18 protein-coding genes are annotated in these 17226 nt (G+C 68.4%); 9 read left to right on the top strand and 9 right to left on the bottom strand.

All coding sequences use genetic code 11. The features are described from left to right. The first annotated feature begins 150 nt into the window (after nucleotides 1-150). Nucleotides 151-801: an SDR family NAD(P)-dependent oxidoreductase gene (locus CLV29_RS10700; protein ID WP_208292842.1), complete on the top strand. Its 651-nt coding sequence runs from the start codon at nucleotides 151-153 to the stop codon at nucleotides 799-801. A gap of 271 nt (nucleotides 802-1072) precedes the next feature. Here the strand turns inward: CLV29_RS10700 and pdxR are convergent, their stop codons facing one another. After that, entirely contained in the window at nucleotides 1073-2515 is a 1443-nt protein-coding gene (pdxR, locus tag CLV29_RS10695) for a MocR-like pyridoxine biosynthesis transcription factor PdxR (protein WP_133754848.1), read from the bottom strand. Between the two features lie 95 nt (nucleotides 2516-2610). On the opposite strand from pdxR, the gene pdxS reads away from it, so the two are divergent. Continuing rightward, nucleotides 2611-3567 carry a pyridoxal 5'-phosphate synthase lyase subunit PdxS gene (pdxS, locus tag CLV29_RS10690; RefSeq protein WP_133754847.1) on the top strand — a complete coding sequence of 319 codons (957 nt, stop codon included), beginning with the start codon at nucleotides 2611-2613 and terminating at the stop codon, nucleotides 3565-3567. Next, nucleotides 3564-4226, top strand: coding sequence for a pyridoxal 5'-phosphate synthase glutaminase subunit PdxT (pdxT, locus tag CLV29_RS10685; RefSeq protein ID WP_279586470.1), 663 nt, complete (start codon nucleotides 3564-3566; stop codon nucleotides 4224-4226). The genes pdxS and pdxT overlap by 4 nt, the downstream gene beginning before the upstream one ends. 37 nt (nucleotides 4227-4263) lie before the next feature. On the opposite strand, the gene CLV29_RS10680 is transcribed toward pdxT, so the two are convergent. Beyond that, nucleotides 4264-4992, bottom strand: a complete 729-nt coding sequence (locus CLV29_RS10680; RefSeq protein ID WP_133754846.1) for a PIG-L deacetylase family protein — start codon at nucleotides 4990-4992, stop codon at nucleotides 4264-4266. Between the two features lie 71 nt (nucleotides 4993-5063). Here CLV29_RS10680 and CLV29_RS10675 point away from each other — a divergent pair, with 71 nt between their 5' ends. Both CLV29_RS10675 and CLV29_RS10670 read left to right on the top strand, forming a co-directional pair. Beyond that, nucleotides 5064-5801 carry a glutamate racemase gene (locus CLV29_RS10675; RefSeq protein ID WP_133754845.1) on the top strand — a complete coding sequence of 246 codons (738 nt, stop codon included), beginning with the start codon at nucleotides 5064-5066 and terminating at the stop codon, nucleotides 5799-5801. Between the two features lie 116 nt (nucleotides 5802-5917). Beyond that, nucleotides 5918-7222, top strand: coding sequence for an O-acetylhomoserine aminocarboxypropyltransferase/cysteine synthase family protein (locus tag CLV29_RS10670; protein WP_133754844.1), 1305 nt, complete (start codon nucleotides 5918-5920; stop codon nucleotides 7220-7222). 46 nt (nucleotides 7223-7268) lie between these two features. Here CLV29_RS10670 and CLV29_RS10665 read toward each other — a convergent pair whose 3' ends face one another. After that, nucleotides 7269-7874 (bottom strand): rhomboid family intramembrane serine protease, encoded by a 606-nt coding sequence (locus tag CLV29_RS10665; protein WP_133754843.1) that lies wholly within the window; start codon nucleotides 7872-7874, stop codon nucleotides 7269-7271. A 102-nt stretch (nucleotides 7875-7976) separates the two neighbouring features. Next, entirely contained in the window at nucleotides 7977-8483 is a 507-nt protein-coding gene (locus CLV29_RS10660) for a phosphoribosyltransferase (protein WP_133754842.1), read from the bottom strand. A 214-nt stretch (nucleotides 8484-8697) separates the two neighbouring features. On the opposite strand from CLV29_RS10660, the gene CLV29_RS10655 reads away from it, so the two are divergent. Both CLV29_RS10655 and CLV29_RS10650 read left to right on the top strand, forming a co-directional pair. Continuing rightward, nucleotides 8698-9246 carry an NfeD family protein gene (locus tag CLV29_RS10655; RefSeq protein ID WP_166649211.1) on the top strand — a complete coding sequence of 183 codons (549 nt, stop codon included), beginning with the start codon at nucleotides 8698-8700 and terminating at the stop codon, nucleotides 9244-9246. Between the two features lie 115 nt (nucleotides 9247-9361). After that, the gene (locus CLV29_RS10650) at nucleotides 9362-10888 is read left to right on the top strand and encodes a flotillin family protein (RefSeq protein ID WP_243831834.1); all 1527 of its coding nucleotides are present in this window, start codon (nucleotides 9362-9364) and stop codon (nucleotides 10886-10888) included. Between the two features lie 259 nt (nucleotides 10889-11147). Here CLV29_RS10650 and CLV29_RS10640 read toward each other — a convergent pair whose 3' ends face one another. From CLV29_RS10640 to mmsB, 4 genes are all read right to left on the bottom strand, one after another. Continuing rightward, nucleotides 11148-11651 carry a pyridoxamine 5'-phosphate oxidase family protein gene (locus CLV29_RS10640; RefSeq protein ID WP_133754839.1) on the bottom strand — a complete coding sequence of 168 codons (504 nt, stop codon included), beginning with the start codon at nucleotides 11649-11651 and terminating at the stop codon, nucleotides 11148-11150. A gap of 176 nt (nucleotides 11652-11827) precedes the next feature. After that, nucleotides 11828-12082, bottom strand: coding sequence for a PLD nuclease N-terminal domain-containing protein (locus CLV29_RS10635; protein WP_133754838.1), 255 nt, complete (start codon nucleotides 12080-12082; stop codon nucleotides 11828-11830). Nucleotides 12083-12210: 128 nt separating this feature from the next. Continuing rightward, nucleotides 12211-13692 (bottom strand): CoA-acylating methylmalonate-semialdehyde dehydrogenase, encoded by a 1482-nt coding sequence (locus tag CLV29_RS10630; RefSeq protein WP_133754837.1) that lies wholly within the window; start codon nucleotides 13690-13692, stop codon nucleotides 12211-12213. A gap of 54 nt (nucleotides 13693-13746) precedes the next feature. After that, nucleotides 13747-14754: a 3-hydroxyisobutyrate dehydrogenase gene (mmsB, locus tag CLV29_RS10625; protein ID WP_133754836.1), complete on the bottom strand. Its 1008-nt coding sequence runs from the start codon at nucleotides 14752-14754 to the stop codon at nucleotides 13747-13749. A 17-nt stretch (nucleotides 14755-14771) separates the two neighbouring features. Between mmsB and CLV29_RS10620 the strand changes: the two genes are divergently transcribed. Continuing rightward, a complete protein-coding gene (locus CLV29_RS10620) occupies nucleotides 14772-15653 on the top strand; it encodes a LysR family transcriptional regulator (RefSeq protein WP_133754835.1) in 882 nt (293 codons plus the stop codon). Nucleotides 15654-15674: 21 nt separating this feature from the next. On the opposite strand, the gene fdhD is transcribed toward CLV29_RS10620, so the two are convergent. Next, nucleotides 15675-16514 carry a formate dehydrogenase accessory sulfurtransferase FdhD gene (gene fdhD / locus CLV29_RS10615; protein ID WP_133754834.1) on the bottom strand — a complete coding sequence of 280 codons (840 nt, stop codon included), beginning with the start codon at nucleotides 16512-16514 and terminating at the stop codon, nucleotides 15675-15677. 81 nt (nucleotides 16515-16595) lie between these two features. Here fdhD and mobA point away from each other — a divergent pair, with 81 nt between their 5' ends. Beyond that, nucleotides 16596-17165, top strand: a complete 570-nt coding sequence (gene mobA / locus CLV29_RS10610; RefSeq protein ID WP_133754833.1) for a molybdenum cofactor guanylyltransferase — start codon at nucleotides 16596-16598, stop codon at nucleotides 17163-17165. Nucleotides 17166-17226: the final 61 nt, after the last annotated feature.

The following is a 17226-nucleotide window of genomic DNA, read 5'->3' as shown; positions in this document are numbered from 1 at the left end:
GATGAGAGGGTGCTCGGTGGTCCGGAGTCTCACCCGCCGCGGTCACCGATCGGACGGCCGGTAGCGTCGATTCCCCGATGGGAACGCCTCGTCGGGCGAGGGGAGTGTCCAATGACAGCCACCGATCGATCGAATCCATCACCTCATGCGGTGGTCACCGGAGCCGGCAGCGGCATCGGCCGGGCGGTGGCCCGAGCACTGGTCGAGCGCGGCTGGCAGGTCACGGCCATCGCCCGCTGCGCCGACCGGTTGCAGGAACTGGCACAGGAGTGTCCGGGCATCACGCCGAGGCCGCTCGACCTCACCGAGTTCCCGTACCCCGAGGGCCTGCTGCCGGAACGGATCGATGCGCTCGTCCATGCCGCCGGGATGATCCCCGAACCGGATCTGAGTTCGGCCAGGCCCGAGGACTGGAGCTACGCCTTCGCGCTCAACGTCACCGCAGGGGCCGAACTCGCCCGGCTGGCGATGCCTGCCCTGCGGCGATCCCGGGGAACGATCGTCATGATCAACTCCGGGGCCGGGGTGGTGGAGAAGCCGCGGAACACGATCTACGGTGCGACCAAACATGCTCTGCGGATCCTGGCCAACGGGCTGCGCAGCGACGAGGAGGCCAACGGCGTCCGGGTGTCCTCGGTCCATCCCGGACCCACCGACACCCCGATGCTCGCCTCCGAGCCGGACCGCTCACTGTTGATCAAGCCCGAAACCGTGGCCGGTGTGGTGATCTCGGCGATCACCGCGAATGAGGACACCCAGCTGACCGACATCGAGGTGCGCCCGCGCCGCGAGCTCTCCTGAGCCACCCTCCATCCGAGACCCCGCCCCGATTTGCGTCTGTTCTGCAGGAATCGCACCGATGGTCGTGTGTGAGGTGCATTTGTTGCGGAACAGATTGAACGGGGGCTGGTCGACCCGACCCAGGCAGCCGACCCGACCGGACAAGGGAGAAGCTCCGTCCCGTCGCCCCGACTTGCATCTGTTCCGCAGGAATCGCACCCGTGGTCGGGTGTGAAGTGCATTTGCTGCGGAACAGACGGGAGGGCGCCGGTGGGTACGGGACGGGGCCGGGTCAGTCCCGTCGGGTCAGTACGCGCCGAAGGAGCTGCAGGCCGGAGGGCAGATCGGCCGACCCGAGGCCGATCACCAATCCGGGTTGCGGTCTCGCCGGTGAGCCCTCCGACCAGTACTGGCTCAGACCGGAGACCAGCAGACCCGCCTCACGACATCGCTCGATGATCTTCGGCTCCACGCCCGGATCGCCGTGCAACTCGATCACGCAGTGCAGTCCGCCGTCCATCGGTCGCAGGCCGATCTCCTCGATGTCACCCAGGGCCTGCACGGCCAGGCTGCGACGCTGCCGGTACAGCCGGCGCATCCGGGAGGTGTGCCGGCGCAGTTCCCCGGCCTGCAGGTACGCGGTGAGCGCGTCCTGGACGATCGCCGGCACCGGCCCGCCGACCGCCCGTCGATGCTCCACCAACGCCGGCCGCAACGACGCCGGAGGCAGGATGTGGCCGATACCGAGCCCCGGTGCGAGCAACTTGGCGAACGACCCGAGCATCACCACCCGGTCACCGTGCGGACTCGTCCGGCGATCCAGGGCGGCCAGTGCCGGCAACGGGGGTCCGTCGAACCGCAGCTCACCGTCGTAGTCGTCCTCGATCAACAACGCATCGTGCTCCTGCGCCCAACCCAGCAGGTCCAACCGTCGGGAGACCGGCATCGCCCCGCCCAGCGGATACTGATGGCCCGGGGTCAACAACAACAGATCCGGGGACTCCGCCAACTCGGTCAACAGCTCGGGCCCCAGTCCGTGTTCGTCCACGGCGATCGGCAACAGTCGGTGGCCCAGCGACGTGACGACCTGGCGCAACGCCGGGAAGCCGGGATCCTCCACGGCGACCAGCAGCGGTCTCCGGCGGTCGAGGGCGAGAACGGTCAACAACAGTTGCAGCCCCTCGCGTACCCCGGCGGTGATCATCAGTTCCTGCGGTTCGGGATTCGTCCCGCGGGTCAACCGCAGATGCTCGGCCAGGGCAGTACGCAGCGCCACCGACCCCTCCGCGGGATGGTCCGTCCAAGGATGATCGGCCGCCGCACGCCAGGCCGCGCGCCAGCCCTGGTCCACGAGCCTCGACACATCGGGCCACCCCGGTCGCAGATCCAGGCCGGCCGGCGCCGGGTCGACACCAGTCCGGGCCGGTTCAGGCTGGGCAGCGGCGCGGGGAGCGACGGCACGCGGGTGACGTGCCAGGTCCGGATCGACCCGGGTCGCCCCGCGGTCGGCGACCAGCCAGCCCTCACCGTCGAGTTGTTCGAAGGCCGCCACGATCGTCCCCCGGGAGACCGCCAGGCGCTTGGCCCAGGCCCGGGTCGACGGCAGCGGATCGCCGGGAAGCAGCAGGCCGGTCTCGATCGCCTCGCGTACCCCGAGGGTGATCTGGGTGGCCAGGGACACGGGTGAGGACCGGTCCACGGTGATCGGCAGATCCACCTCTCGGGGGTGACGCATGGCGGAAGGCTACGGTCTTTCCGTCGAAGTGGTCCACTCATAACCGTGAATTCTGGATCTTTCAATGGTCCAGTATTGCGAGCAGGATCGACCCCATGACCCAGACTCTCGACGCTGCCGACCCGACTGCTGCGACCACCGATCCGACGAACGACCCCACCCCGGCCACCGGGAGCCGACTGGTCAAGCGTGGTCTGGCGGAGATGCTGAAGGGCGGAGTGATCATGGACGTGGTCACCGCCGAACAGGCCCGGATCGCCGAGGACGCCGGTGCGGTCGCGGTGATGGCGCTGGAGCGGGTACCGGCCGACATCCGCGCCCAGGGTGGTGTCGCCAGGATGTCGGACCCGGAACTGATCTCCCAGATCGTGGACGCGGTCTCGATCCCGGTGATGGCCAAGGCCCGGATCGGGCACACCGTGGAGGCACGGATCCTGGAACAGCTCGGCGTCGACTACATCGACGAATCCGAGGTGCTGTCCCCGGCCGACTACGTCCACCACATCGACAAACACGACTTCACCGTGCCCTTCGTCTGTGGTGCGACCAATCTCGGTGAGGCGCTGCGGCGGATCACCGAGGGGGCGGCGATGATCCGCTCCAAGGGGGAGGCGGGCACCGGTGACGTCTCCGAGGCGGTACGCCACATCCGTACCATCCGAACCGAGATCGCGCAGTTGCAGGCCCTGCACGCCGTCGCGCCGGAGACGCTGTACACCCGGGCCAAGAAATTGCAGGCGCCCTACGAGCTGGTCGCCGAGGTCGCGGCCACCGGGACCCTGCCGGTGGTGCTGTTCACCGCCGGCGGTGTCGCCACCCCGGCCGATGCGGCGCTGGTGATGGAGCTCGGCTCCCAAGGTGTGTTCGTCGGCTCCGGCATCTTCCTCTCCGGCGACCCGGCGGCCCGCGCAGCGGCGATCGTGAAGGCAACCACCTTCCACGACGACATCGCCGCCGTCACCGAGGCCTCCCGCGGGCTCGGCCAGGCCATGGTCGGGATCAGCGTCGCCGAACTGCCGGCACCGCACCGGCTCGCCGAGCGGGGTTGGTGACGACGACCGCACAGGAGGGGCCGACGGTGGGTACGCCACAGATCGGCGTGTTGGCACTGCAGGGCGGTGTCGCCGAACACGAACGCATGATCAGCTCGCTCGGCGCGCGGGCGCGGAAGGTGCGTCGACCCGCTGATCTTGATCAGCTCGACGGGTTGATCATCCCCGGCGGGGAGTCCTCGGTGATCGGCAGGTTGATCGACCTGGCCGGTCTGCGGGAGGCCTTGATCAACTCCATCTCGAACGGTCTGCCGACGCTGGGAACCTGTGCCGGCATGGTGTTGCTGGCCGAGTGGATCGAGAATCCCGCCCCGGGACAGCGATCGCTCGGACTGCTGCCGATCGAGGTACGCCGCAATGCCTTCGGCCCGCAGGTGGATTCGATGGAACTCAGCGCCGGCTGGCACTGGCCGGGTGAACCGGAAGGCCGGATCCGGGCAGCCGCGATCCGGGCGCCGGAGGTGATCGCGATCGGGGCCGGGGTGGAGGTGCTGATCCGGGCGAGCATCGGCGGCGTACCGCGAATCCTCGGCGTCCGGTACGAGAACCTGATCGCGCTGTCCCTGCACCCCGAACTCACCGGTGATCCGACGGCCCATCGGGCGCTGCTGGCTCTGGCCGCGACCGTCGGCGAACCGGAGCGACTGCCGGCCCGGTGACGATCGCCGATCCCCGACCGGAAACCTTTGATCGGCCTCAGAGTTGGTGTGCCTCCAGCAGCAGCGCATGCTCCGCACCGGGGGCCCGCTCGGCGGCACCACCGAGGATGCCCTGCAGCAGCTCGGCCGGGTCCGGCGCCTGTCCACCGAGACCCTCGAGATAGGCGCGGTGCTCGGCCAACGAGGCGACCGCGGCGTCGAAGTACCCGCTGACGTCGACGACATGGGTCGCCTCTGGGGCGGCGGCGAAGGCGACCCAGGAGGCGGACCAGGGTTGCAGTCCGTCCTCGGCCAGATCGGTGAAGATCCAGCGGTTGCCGGCATCGGCCACCGCATCCAGGGTCGCCAGCCCCACTGCGCGATGATCGGCCTGGTTCAACCCGCCGCCGGCGAAGGTCTCGGTCCGGGTCAACGTGATCACCAGCCCCGGCCGGTGTCGGCGGATCGCCGCCGCGATCTCGCGTCGCAGCCCGAGCCCGTACACGATCGCCCCGTCGGCCTGCTCCCCGAACTCGACCCGGTCGACACCGACCACCGCGGCACTGGCCCGCTCCTCGGCCTCGCGCAGCGGTCCGGTCTCGGCGGGATCCATCGAGTCGATCCCGGCCTCACCGCGGGTCAACAGGAAGTAGTTGACCGCTTTCCCGGCAGCGGTCCACTTCGCGACCGCGGCGGCCAGGCCGTACTCGATGTCATCGGGATGGGCGACCACACAGAGCACCGAGTCGAAAGTGGATTCGTCCAACTCCGGCAGGGGTTCGCTCATGCCGACAGCCTACGGGTGAGCCCGCCGTGCCGGACCCCGGGGAGTCACCGACAAGGACTAGATTCGGCACCGTGATCGCGCTCATCGATTCCGGTCTCGGGTTGCTGCCGACCGCTACCCTGCTGCGCCGGGCACGACCGGAGGCCGACCTGCTGCTGGCCAACGACCCGGCCGGTGCCCCCTGGGGGCCGAAGCCTGCCGGATGGGTACGCGGACGGGTGCTGGATCTGGTGCAGGAGAGTCTGGATCGTGGCGCGCGCGGCATCGTCCTGCCCTGCAACACCGCTTCGGTGATCGCCTTGCAGCAGGTACGAGAGCGGGTCGGGGACGGTGTGCCGGTGGTGGGGACCGTACCGGCGATCAAACCTGCTGCGGCCCGCTGCCGGCGCTTCGCCGTCTGGGCCACCGCGGCGACCACCGCCAGCGAGTACCAGGCCAATCTGATCCGGACCTTCGCCGCCGACCGGGAGGTCACCGCGGTCGCCTGCCATGGGCTGGCCGAGGCGATCGACCACGACGACGCCGAGCGGATCGAGCTGGCCCTGGCCGAGGCTGTGCGGGCCACCCCCGACGACGTCGAAGGGGTGGTCCTGGGCTGCACCCACTATCCGCTGGTCGCCGACCGGATCCGGGCACTCCTCCCCGGGGTGGAGATCTTCGACTCCTCGGCGGCGGTGGTGGCCCAGACGCTGCGCCGGATCCCTGCAGACGGGGGTGGCGGACGGACCGAGGTGGTCACCCACGGTGGGGTGGCGCCCACGGCCGATCTGCTGAAGCGGCTCGCCGGAACCACCGCGATCGGCGGCTGACCGAGCACGTACCGGATGCCAATACACAGCGAAACGGTCCACTTTCGTGTCCAGACTGGTCGTCGGCCCCCGTGAACCAGCCCGTGAACAAAGCCCGTGAACAAAGGAGTATGACGATGACCGAATCTGCCGCCGAACGGCAGCTGGCACCCGAGACCCTGGCCGTGCATGCCGGACAGGAACAACCCGATCCGGCGACCAATGCCCGGGCGGTGCCGATCTACCAGACCACGTCCTACGTCTTCGACTCCACCGAACATGCCGCCGATCTGTTCGCGCTGCGGGAACCGGGCAACATCTACTCCCGGATCATGAACCCGACACAGAACGTGTTCGAGGAGCGGATCACCGCACTCGAAGGCGGCATCGGCGCCCTGGCCACCGCATCGGGATCGGCCGCAACCACGTACGCGGTGCTGAATCTGGCCGGGGCGGGGGACAACATCGTCGCCCTGTCGACCCTCTACGGCGGCACCTACGCCCTGTTCGCCCACACCCTGCCCCAGTTCGGGGTGGAGGTACGGTTCGTCGACCCGGCCGATCCGGCGGCACTGGCCGAACTGGTCGACGACCGGACCAAGCTGTTGTTCGGCGAGACCGTCGGCAATCCGAAGATCAATGTGATCGATCTCGACGCCTGGTCCGCCGCCGCGCACGCCCTCGGACTGCCCTTCATCGTCGACAACACCGCCACCACGCCCTATCTGGCGCGAGTATTCGATCACGGTGTGGATGTCGCGGTGCACTCGGCGACCAAGTACATCGGTGGTCACGGAACCTCCATCGGTGGCGTGATCGTCGACTCCGGCAGGTTCGACTGGAACGCCCACGCTGCCCGGTTCGCGAACCTGACCGGGCCCGACGGGGCCTATCACGGTGTCGTCTGGACCGAGGCCGCCGGCCCGGCCGCCTACATCATCCGCGCCCGTACCGTGCTGCTGCGCAACACCGGCGCCTCGGTCGCACCGTTCAACGCCTGGCTGTTCCTGCAGGGGCTGGAGACCCTGCACCTGCGGATGGAACGCCACAGTGCGAACGCCCTGGCCGTCGCGCAGTACCTGTCGGAGCATCCGAAGGTGGCCTGGGTGAACTATCCCGGACTGCCCGGCAGCCCGGACAAGGAGGTCGCCGACCGGATCTTCACCGGACACGGGTACGGCGGCCTGGTCTCCTTCGGCATCGTCGGCGGCCGCGACGCCGGTCGTGGCTTCATCGAGTCGCTGCAGCTGTTCAGCCATCTGGCCAACATCGGTGATGCGAAGAGCTTGGCGATCCACAACGCGACCACCACGCATTCACAGTTGACGCCGGAGGAACTGCAGGCGGCAGGCGTACCGGAGGACATGGTGCGGTTGTCGATCGGCATCGAGGCCGTCGACGACATCATCGCCGACCTGGATGCGGCGCTGGCCAAGGCCTGAGCGTCAGCCGAGAGCGGCCCTGCATCCTCGGTGGATGCGGGGCCGTTCAGTGGCCGAGCGAGGGGGTGCGCTTGCGCCGGTCCCGGCGGCCCAACCAGATCGCCAACAGCACGCCGGCGATGGCACCGAACAGGTGGCCCTGCCAGGAGACTCCCGGGGTGCCCGGAAGGACGCCCCAGACGATCCCGCCGTAGAGCAGGAAGACGGCGACGGCGACGATGATAGCCAGTGTCTTGCGGGCGACGAAGCCGTAGCAGACCAGGAAGGTCAGGTACCCGTAGATCACGCCGCTGGCGCCGATGTGCACGGTGTTCGGGGGGCCGAGGAGCCAGACTCCGAGACCGCCGAGAACCGTCACCCCGATGGTCACCGACCAGAAGTGGCGGGTGAGCAGGGCGACCCCGATGCCGAGTACGACGAACGTGCCGGTGTTCGCGATCAGGTGGGCCAGGTCGCCGTGCAGGAACGGCGCGGCCAGGATGCCGGGCAGCGCGTCGACGTCCCGGGGCTGGATCCCGAACCGATCAAGGAATCCGCCGAGGACGGTGTCGATGAGTTCACTGACCCACATCAGGGCGGCCAGTACAGCCGGTGGCAGGGCTCGGGCGAGGACGCCCTCGGTGGATCCGCGGGTGCTCAGCGCCTGACTCATGGGCTCAGTCTACGAATCGTCTCAACCCGGGCGTGGGTTCGGACCTGGGCGTCGGATCGGACCTGGGCGTCGGGCCCCGACCCGGACGCCGGGGTCGGCGGGTCAGGCCTCGGTCTGCACGGCATTGGCCGTCACCGGCGGTTCGGCCGACCAGGGGAAGACGATCCACTGATCGGTGTCCTTCCAGCTGTACTCGGGCTGGATGATCGATCGCGGCTTGGTGTACAGCACCGCCGTACGTGCCTCGGCGACCTGATCGGCACAGTAGGCGCGGACCAGTTCCAGGGTCTTGCCGCTGTCGGCGACATCATCGGCGATCAGCACCTTGGCACCGGCCAGGTCGACCACATCCGGTGTCGGCGGCAGCATCACCGGCAGGTCCAGACGCTCGTCCACACCGGTGTAGAACTCGACATTGACCACCGACACGTTCTTCACCCCCAGTGCATAGCCCAGGGCGCCGCCGACCGGCAGCCCGCCGCGGGCGATCGACAAGACGATGTCGGGTTCGTACCCCGAATCGGCCACGGTCTGGGCGAGCTCTCGGATGGCGCTGCCGAAGGTGGCGTAGGTGAGGATCTCGCGTTCGGGTGAGGGATCGGATGCCATGGCTCCATCCTGCCGTGCTTCGGTCTCGCCCGCCGCCGGGTTGGTCACGTTCACTGACCGTGAACACCGCTGCAGTGGCTCCAGTTGCCCGAACCGGACCGAATCGGGACCGAAATCCGATCTGGAGCCACATCAGCGGTGGGACACCGCGGCGATCAGGCCCAGGCGCTCGGACCCCACCCCTCTAGGATGATGCGCGGGGGAGGGGATGACGATGGCTGTGGCCTTCATGGTGGTCGGCGGTGTCGGGGCCGCGATCCTGATCGTCGCGATGGTTCTCGGTGACTTCTTCGACGGGCTGCAGGTGTTCGACGGGCTGCAGGACTTCGGCGGTGACTTCTTCTCCCTGGCCGGTGTCTCCGGCGCGATCGCCGCCTTCGGGTTCGGCGCCGCCGCGCTGCTGATGTTCGGCCTGTCGGTTCCGATCGCGATCGGCGGCGGGGTGGTGGCGGCGATCGGTCTGGGCGCCCTGGCCGGATTCCTCACCGCCAAGCTGAAGTCCGATGCCGGTGACACCTCGACCGTCCGCCGGGACTCGGTGGTGGGATCGCGGGGGCGGGTGATCACCGACATTCCGAGCGATGGACTGGGGGTCGTGCAGGTCACCGTGAACGGACATGTGACCCGACTCAACGCGCGGGCCGAGCAACCGCTGACGTCCGGGACCCCGGTGCAGGTGGATCGCGTTCTGACCGCCACGTCTGCCATGGTTGTCCCGACACACCCGGCTGAACCCGACGGCCCGGCAGAGTTGCTGGACTGATCCGCACACGGCGGCTCGCTGCGGGCGCTGCCGACCCCTTGGACGACGATCCCTGCAATTGCGGGGAACCCCAACCGCACCCCTGTCCGGCAGGGGTCAGGAAGAAGGCACCGTAGTGTTCGAATTGATGGCGTTCCTGCCGATCGTGCTGATCGTGCTGGTGGTCCTGATCGTGATCATCTTCATCGCCCGCCGATACAAGGTCGCAGGTCCGAACGAGGCCTACATCGTCACCGGCCGCCGGGGCGCGAAGCCGGTGAAGAACCCCGAGACCGGTGAGGTCACCACCGACCTGTCGGGGCAGAAGGTGGTCATGGGTGCCGGGGTCTTCGTGATCCCGTTCGTCCAGCGGCTGCACATCCTCGACCTCTCCTCGCGACGGATCATGGTGCAGATCCGCGGCGCCGTCTCCGGTCAGGGCATCAAGCTGAACGTGGACGGGGTGGCGATCGTCAAGGTCGGCGGCAACGAGGACTCGATCCGTGCGGCCGCCCAGCGGTTCCTCGCCCAGCAGGACGAGATCGAGACCTTCACCCAGGAGACCCTGGCGGGTTCGTTGCGCTCGATCGTCGGTTCGCTGACCGTGGAGCAGATCATCCGCGACCGGGCCGCATTCGCCCAGCGGGTCGCCGATGAGTCGGAGTCCTCGCTGACCGGTCAGGGGCTGGTGCTCGACACCTTCCAGATCCAGGACATCACCGATGACGGTACGTACCTGGCCGATCTCGGTCGCCCGGAGTCGGCCCGCGTCGGACAGGTCGCGGCGATCGCCGAGGCGGCTGCCCGGCAGGAGTCCGAACAGGCCTCGATCGCTGCCGAGCAGGAGATCGCGGTTGCCCAGCGGACGTTGATGCTGAAGCAGGCCGAGATCAAGTCCGAGACCGATGCGGCTTCGGCGCAGGCGGCCGCGGCCGGCCCGCTGGCCCAGGCCGATCGGGACCAGGCGGTGTTGAGCGAGCAGGAGAAGGTGGCCGTCCGGCAGGCGGCGCTGAAGGAACGACAGCTCGACACCGAGGTACGCAAACCCGCCGACGCCGAGCGGTACCGGGTGGAGACCGAGGCCGAGGGCCGCCGGAACTCCGAGATCCTGGAGGCCGAGGCGCACAAGGCCGCCGCGATCGCCGCAGCCGAGGCCGAGGCCGAGAAGTCCCGCCTGACCGGTGAGGGCGAACGTTCCCGGCGTAATGCCCTGGCCGAGGCCGAGGCGATCGAGGGTGCCAAGCGCGGTGAGGCCGAGCGGGCCCGGCGTACCGCCGAGGCCGATGCCACCCGGGCCGAGGGTGAGGCCGAGGCGGCCGCCATTCTGGCCAAGGGTGAGGCCGAGGCCGAGGCGATGAACAAGCGTGCCGATGCCTTCGCCCGCTACAACGAGGCGGCCGTGTTGCAGATGCTGGTCGAGGCACTGCCGCAGGTGGCTCGCGAGGTGGCGGCGCCGATGCAGGCGATCGACAAGCTCACCGTGGTGTCCACCGACGGTGCGGGTGAACTGCCCAAACAGGTCACCGGCAACATCGTCGAGACCATGGAGTTGATCAAGAACACCACCGGGGTCGATCTGTCGAAGCTGGTGGAGAAGTACTCCGATGGAGCCTCGTCCGCACCGTCGCCGGATGCGGTGGTGCTGCCCGACGAACAAAGCTGAGCGGCTGCAGAACCTCGGCGGCCCGGATCGACCTCGATGGTCGACCGGGCCGTCGGTCTGTCACGGGTCGGTCTGTCACGGGTCGGTCTGTCACGGGTCGGTCTGTCTCTGGTCGGTCTGGCACGGGGTGGTTCTGCGATCAGGGTGGTGCCTGTCGCCAGCCCCGCTCGCGAACCGGTCTGCTCGCGGACCGGTCTGCTGCGGGTCTCCCGCGTGGGTCGGCCTGCCGCCGGCCGTGGGAGCGAGCGCGACGGGGCGTTCAGCCGAAGGTGAACCGGGTGCAGTCGGTCGGGAAGTCCAACCAGGCCAGGACCCGTTCGGGCACGATCACCCGCAGCCCACCACCGTCGGCGCCGGACCAGGCGTCGGCACCGGGGGAGTAGCCGTCGCCGGCGTACTTGGCGAAGGCTGCCGACAACTGCGCACCCAGTGTCTCGGGGTCGGCACAGGTGGCGACCGAGCGTCCCTCGACGATCACCGCCTGGGCACCGGACTCCAGGGTCAGTGTGACGGCGGTATTGGTCTGCAGATTGCGGACGTGGCGGGTGGTCGGGGCGCCGTCGTAGTAGAACCGGTCGTCCACCCAGACTCCCCATCGGGGGACCGAATGCGGGGTGCCGTCGGGGCGGACCGTGGACAACCAGTAGTGCTTGGCGTCGATCAGCCGCTGCGCCACGGTGGGCCAGTCGAGCAGACCTGCTGGCGAATCGGGCAGCCCGTACCCATCGGGCATCGTGGGCCTGGAGACCTGCGGAGAACTCATCGGCTCACCGTAGCCAGTGCGTCGGACAATCGGTCCGGGCTCGGCCGACGAGTCGATGCTGCCCGACCCGTCCCGGGGTCGGTCGGTGCAGGCAGGTCGGTGCGGGCTCGGTTGGTTCAGCTCGGCCAGTTCAGCATCGGCCAGTTCAGAGTCGGCCAGTTCAGAGTCGACCGGGGTCAGAGTCGGCGCAGGAAGTCCGGGTCGTCGTCGGGCGAGGCCGGTTTGGTCTGGTCGTTCTCGGCCAGGGTACGGGCGGTGGGGCGGCCGAAGACCAGCCAAAGGATCGCACCGACCACCGGCAGCAGCACGATGGCGAAGAACCACAGCCAGCGCGGCATCAATCGCACGGCATCCTTCGGTGACTGGGCCACCTCGACGATGCAGAAGATCATGAGCGCGACCGCCACGACGATGGGCAGATAGCGGATCATGAACCAAGTCTAGACGCCGCAACGACTGCGGTGCCTCGTGCCGAAACGCACAACGGGAGCAGACCCGAGGTCTGCTCCCGTTGTCCGTGGCCACTTGTCCGTGGCCACGACCGACCGATCCGGTCGGGTCAGTGCGTGGGGAAGCCCAGGCTGATCTGGCTCTCCGACGGCTCCGGCCACCGGGTGGTGATCACCTTGCGGCGGGTGTAGAAGTTGAACGACTCCGGCCCGTACATGTGGGTGTCGCCGAACAGCGACTTCTTCCAGCCGCCGAAGGAGTAGGCGCCGATCGGCACCGGGATCGGTACGTTCACCCCGACCATGCCGACCTCGATGTCGAACTCGAACTCGCGGGCGGTCTTGCCGTCACGGGTGAAGACCGCGACACCGTTGGCGAACTGGTTGGAGTTGATCAACTCCACCGCCTGGTCGTAGGTGTCCACCCGGACCACCGAGAGCACCGGGCCGAAGATCTCATCGTCGTAGACCTTCATCCCGGGCTTCACGTTGTCCACCAGGCTGACGCCGATGAAGAAGCCGTCGTTGTCGAACTTCCGCTCCCGGCCGTCGACCACCACGGTGGCGCCCTCGTCGGCCGCTGCGGCGACATAGGAGGCGACCCGATCGCGGGCCTGGGCGGTGATCAGCGGACCCATCTCCGACTCCGGATCGGTGCCGTCGCCGATCTTCAGACCGGGCATCCGCTGGGCGACCTTGTCCACCAGCTCGTCGGCGATCTCACCGACGGCCACCAACACCGAGACGGCCATGCAGCGTTCACCGGCAGAACCGTAGGCGGCCGAGATGGCGGCATCGGCAGCCGAGTCCAGATCGGCATCGGGCATCACGACCATGTGGTTCTTCGCGCCACCGAGTGCCTGCACCCGCTTGCCGTTGGCGGCAGCGGTGGAATAGATGTGCTGGGCGATCGGGGTCGAACCGACGAAGCTGACCGCGTCGATCCCGTCGTGGTTCAAGATGCCGTTGACGGTGTCGGCGCCACCGTTCACCACATTCAGCACACCGGCCGGCAGCCCAGCCTCGGCGAAGGCCTCGGCGATCCAGATGGCCGCGGAGGGGTCGCGCTCACTGGGCTTCAGGATCACCGCATTGCCGGCGGCGATGGCGGTGGTGATCATCCACAGCGGAACCATCGCCGGGAAGTTGAACGGGGTGATGCAGGCGACCACACCGAGCGGCTGACGTACCTGGTGCACGTTGACGCCGGTGGCGACCTGCTCGGAGTACTCGCCCTTCAGGTGATGCATCAGACCGGCGCAGAACTCCACGTTCTCCAGGCCGCGGGCGACCTCGCCGGCAGCGTCGGAGACGACCTTGCCGTGCTCGGAGGTGATGATCCGGGCGAGCTCGTCGGTGCGCTCGACGATGATCTGGCGCAGTTTGAACATCACATTGGAACGCTTCGCCAAGGACATCTTGCGCCAGCCGTCGGCGGCCTTGCGGGCGACCGCGACGGCACTGTCCAGTTCGGCCGGTCCGGCCAGCGCCAGCTCCGCGGTCTGCTCACCGGTGGCCGGGTTGAAGACCGGGCTGGTCTCGTCCCCACCCTCGACGAGCTGGCCGTCGATGTAGTGTCCGATTCTCTTCACTGTCTCTCCTAGTTCTCGGGTGGGCGCTGTGCCCGGAGGGTTTCAGATGGCCGCTCAGCGCTGGGGCAGGCCGGGGGAGGTGGGGTCGATGTTGCGGATGATCACACTGCAGTCGAGGTCGGCATCGCCCTCGGCGATCACCTTCTCGAACTCGCCGGCCACCAGCTTCGCCGCCGGCAGGTCGACCCCGACCTGTTCGGCGCCGGCCAGGGCCAGGCCCACATCCTTCAGGGCCAGATCGGTACGGAAGGTGGCGGCGAACTCGCGGTTGGCGGCTGCGGTCTCGGTCACCCCCGGCACCGGGTACCAGGTCTGCAGCGCCCAGGAGTTTCCCGAGGACACCTTGGCGATGTCGTGGAAGACCTTCGCGTCCAGGCCGAACTTGCGCGCGAGGACCGCGCCCTCGGCGCAGGCCTGCAGGTTGATGAACAGCATCATGTTGTTGCAGATCTTCGCCGCCTGGCCCGAGGTCGGTCCGCCGGTGGGGATGATGTTCCCGGCCATCGGCTCGATGTACTTCGCGGCCTCGGCCACATCGGCGGCTCCGCCACCGACCATGAAGGTGAGGGTGCCCGCCTCGGCGCCGCTGATGCCACCGGAGACCGGCGCATCGACGAAACGGAATCCCTTGGCCGAAGCGGCATCGTGCAGATCCTGTGCGGTCTGCACATCGATCGTGGAGGAGTCGATCAGCAGGGTCTTCGGATCGGCGCTGGCAAGGATCCCGCCGTCGGCGAGATAGGCCTCGCGGGCATGGTCACCCTTCGGCACCATCGTCACCACCACGTCTGCTCCCTGGACGGCTTCGGCGATCGATCCGGTGGGGGTGACACCGTCGGCGATGGCGGCGGTGACCGCCTCGGGGACGACGTCGTAACCGCGTACCTCGTTGCCGGACTTCACCTGGTTCGCAGCCATCCGGCGGCCCATGTTGCCCAGGCCGATGAAAGCGACAGTGCTCATTTCTCTCCTCGTTGAGTGGGTGACCCGACCAGCGTAGGCACCGCGCCGAAGTCCCGGCAACGCGCGGGACGTGACAAACTTTGCAACAGCGTTCTGCATTCCTGCACACTGGTCCGGTGGCGGTGAACCCTGACGATCTGTTGGTCCTGCTGGCGGTTGCGCGTCTGGGGCGATTCACCGCAGCAGCAGACGTCCTCGGGGTCAACCACACGACGGTCTCGCGACGACTCGCCGCCCTGGAACGGGAGATCGGTGGTCGTGCACTGGTGCAGACCTCCGGAGGCTGGGAGCTGACCGACCTGGGGCGCCAGATGCTGGTCGTCGCCGAGCAGATCGAACGCTCGATGCAGTCCCTGGCGGCCTCCATCAGCGGTACCGAACAGGTCGGGGGCACCGTCCGGGTAGCCTCACCCGACGGATTCGCGATCCACGGCGTGGTCCCGGCGGCGGCTGCCCTGCGGTCACAGCACCCGCTGATCGACTGTGAGCTGATCGCTGCCACCCAGCGGTTGCGTACCCACCGCAGCGGTGTGGACATCGAGGTGGTGGTGAGCAAACCGAAGGTGCAACGGGCGGTGGCGGTCCACCTCGGTGACTACGGCCTCGGCCTGTACGCCACCGCGCAGTACCTGGACCTGGCGGGAACGCCCGAACGGATCGGCGACCTCGCCGACCACCCGCTGAACTACTACATCGAGTCCGCCCTGCAGGTCGACGAGCTCGATGAGGCGACCCAACGGCTCCCCGAGCCGAAGGGCAACATCGCCTCCACCTCGGTCTTCGCCCAGATCGAGGCCACCCGACTCTCCGCCGGCATCGGGCTGGTCCCGACCTACATGGCCAGGAAGCATCCGGAGTTGATCCGGGTGCTGCCCGATTTCCACCACGACCTCGCCTATTGGGCGGTGATGCGGGAGGAGTCGCGGCGCAGCCGGCCGACGCAGCTGATGCTGACTGAGCTGGTACGGGTCGGCCAGGTGATCACCCGCAGCGGCTGAGGCGATCGGGTACGGGCGGGCTCAGGCCTCGGACAGCACCGCGGTGCCGATGCGATCGGGACGGGAGTAGACATTGGTCCTTCTCCCGCGGGTGAAACCGGCGATCGTCAGGCCGACACCGTCAGCGAACTCGACCGCCAGCGACGACGGTGCCGAGACCGCCACCAGCACGCTGATCCCGGCCATCGCCGCCTTCTGCGCCAGTTCGAACGAGGCGCGTCCGGAGACCACCAGGGCGGTGCCGGTCAACGGCAAGCGGTCGTTCAGCACAGCCCAGCCGATCACCTTGTCCACCGCGTTGTGCCGCCCGACGTCCTCGCGTACCACCAGTGGCCGGCCGTCGGGGGTGAAGAGCCCGGCAGCGTGAAGTCCACCGGTACGGTCGAAGGCCGCCTGCCGTTCGCGCAACAACTCCGGCAGTTGCATGATCAACTCCGCCGGCCAGACGGTCTGGTCGGCGGCGGGGTCGAACCGCAGTCGGGTGGTGATCGCCTCGATGCTCGCCTTCCCGCAGATCCCGCAGGAGGAGGTGGTGTAGAAGTTGCGGCCCTCGGGCACCGTCACCTCCTCGGTGGCGGTGACGTCGATGATGTTGTAGGTGTTCTCACCGTCGACCGAACCGGCGCAGTAGCGCGCGTTCAGCACCTGTTCGCGATGGCCGATGACTCCCTCGGTGAGGAGGAATCCGTGGGCCAACTCGATGTCATGGCCGGGTGTGCGCATGGTCACCGCCAGGGAAGTGCCGTCGACCCGCAGCTCCATCGGCTCCTCGACGATCAGGGTGTCGATCCGGCTCCGCTGCGCCGAGTCGTGATCGAGGTCGATGGTGTGCACCTTGCGGCGGGTGGTGAGGCGTCCCATGCGGCAAGTTTAGGAGCGTACGTCGCACAGGCGCCCGGTTCACTGCTTGCCAGGCGGGGACGAGGCCCGCACAGTGAGTTCATGGCACAGACCCGAGCCCTGGTCCTGACCGGTGGCGAGTCCTCCCGGATGGGCCGGCACAAACCGGCGATCGAGGTCGACGGCACGTCCCTGGTGGAGCGCGTCCTGCTGGCTGCCTTCGCCTACCGGCCGGTGGTGGTCGGCCGGCCCGACGGGGTGGTCAGCGCCCCGGTGATCCCCGACACCGAACCGGGCGCCGGGCCGGTCGCCGGGATCGCCACCGGGCTGGAACATCTCGGCGCCGAGCTGGACGACACCGACCGGTTGCTGGTGCTGGCCGCCGATCTGCCGCTGCTCACCGCGCACCACCTCCGGCGGCTGGTCGACGCCGAGGCGGACTGCGTCGTCACCTCCAGCAACGGACGCCTGCAATGGCTGTGCGCCTGTTGGCAGGTCGGGCTGCTGCGACGGCAACTGGCCGCCACACCGCCGGCCGGTCGATCGGTGCGCTCGTTGGCCGCAGGCGTGGCGCCACTGATCGTCACCGACACCGATCAGGTCGCACTCGACGTGGACACTCCCGACGATCTGCAGCAGTTGATCGAACGCGATCCCGGCGAGAGCGACTGAGGTCGGTTGAGCTTCACTCCTCGACTTCTCAGAGGGATCGACTTCAGGGGGATCGACTTCA

Source organism: Naumannella halotolerans, assembly GCF_004364645.1.
Taxonomy (GTDB): Bacteria; Actinomycetota; Actinomycetes; order Propionibacteriales; family Propionibacteriaceae; genus Naumannella; species Naumannella halotolerans.
Note: the sequence above shows the minus strand (reverse complement) of the source record. Positions and strands in the feature narration are given on the sequence as shown.

Excerpts from the sequence above, each read along its gene's own strand:
- pdxR (WP_133754848.1), bottom strand. The coding sequence starts at position 2,515 with ATGCGTCACCCCCGAGAGGTGGATCTGCCGATCACCGTGGACCGGTCC.
- pdxS (WP_133754847.1), top strand. The coding sequence starts at position 2,611 with ATGACCCAGACTCTCGACGCTGCCGACCCGACTGCTGCGACCACCGAT.
- CLV29_RS10680 (WP_133754846.1), bottom strand. The coding sequence starts at position 4,992 with ATGAGCGAACCCCTGCCGGAGTTGGACGAATCCACTTTCGACTCGGTG.
- CLV29_RS10670 (WP_133754844.1), top strand. The coding sequence starts at position 5,918 with ATGACCGAATCTGCCGCCGAACGGCAGCTGGCACCCGAGACCCTGGCC.
- CLV29_RS10665 (WP_133754843.1), bottom strand. The coding sequence starts at position 7,874 with ATGAGTCAGGCGCTGAGCACCCGCGGATCCACCGAGGGCGTCCTCGCC.
- CLV29_RS10660 (WP_133754842.1), bottom strand. The coding sequence starts at position 8,483 with ATGGCATCCGATCCCTCACCCGAACGCGAGATCCTCACCTACGCCACC.
- CLV29_RS10655 (WP_166649211.1), top strand. The coding sequence starts at position 8,698 with ATGGCTGTGGCCTTCATGGTGGTCGGCGGTGTCGGGGCCGCGATCCTG.
- CLV29_RS10640 (WP_133754839.1), bottom strand. The coding sequence starts at position 11,651 with ATGAGTTCTCCGCAGGTCTCCAGGCCCACGATGCCCGATGGGTACGGG.
- CLV29_RS10635 (WP_133754838.1), bottom strand. The coding sequence starts at position 12,082 with ATGATCCGCTATCTGCCCATCGTCGTGGCGGTCGCGCTCATGATCTTC.
- mmsB (WP_133754836.1), bottom strand. The coding sequence starts at position 14,754 with ATGCAGAACGCTGTTGCAAAGTTTGTCACGTCCCGCGCGTTGCCGGGA.
- fdhD (WP_133754834.1), bottom strand. The coding sequence starts at position 16,514 with ATGGGACGCCTCACCACCCGCCGCAAGGTGCACACCATCGACCTCGAT.
- mobA (WP_133754833.1), top strand. The coding sequence starts at position 16,596 with ATGGCACAGACCCGAGCCCTGGTCCTGACCGGTGGCGAGTCCTCCCGG.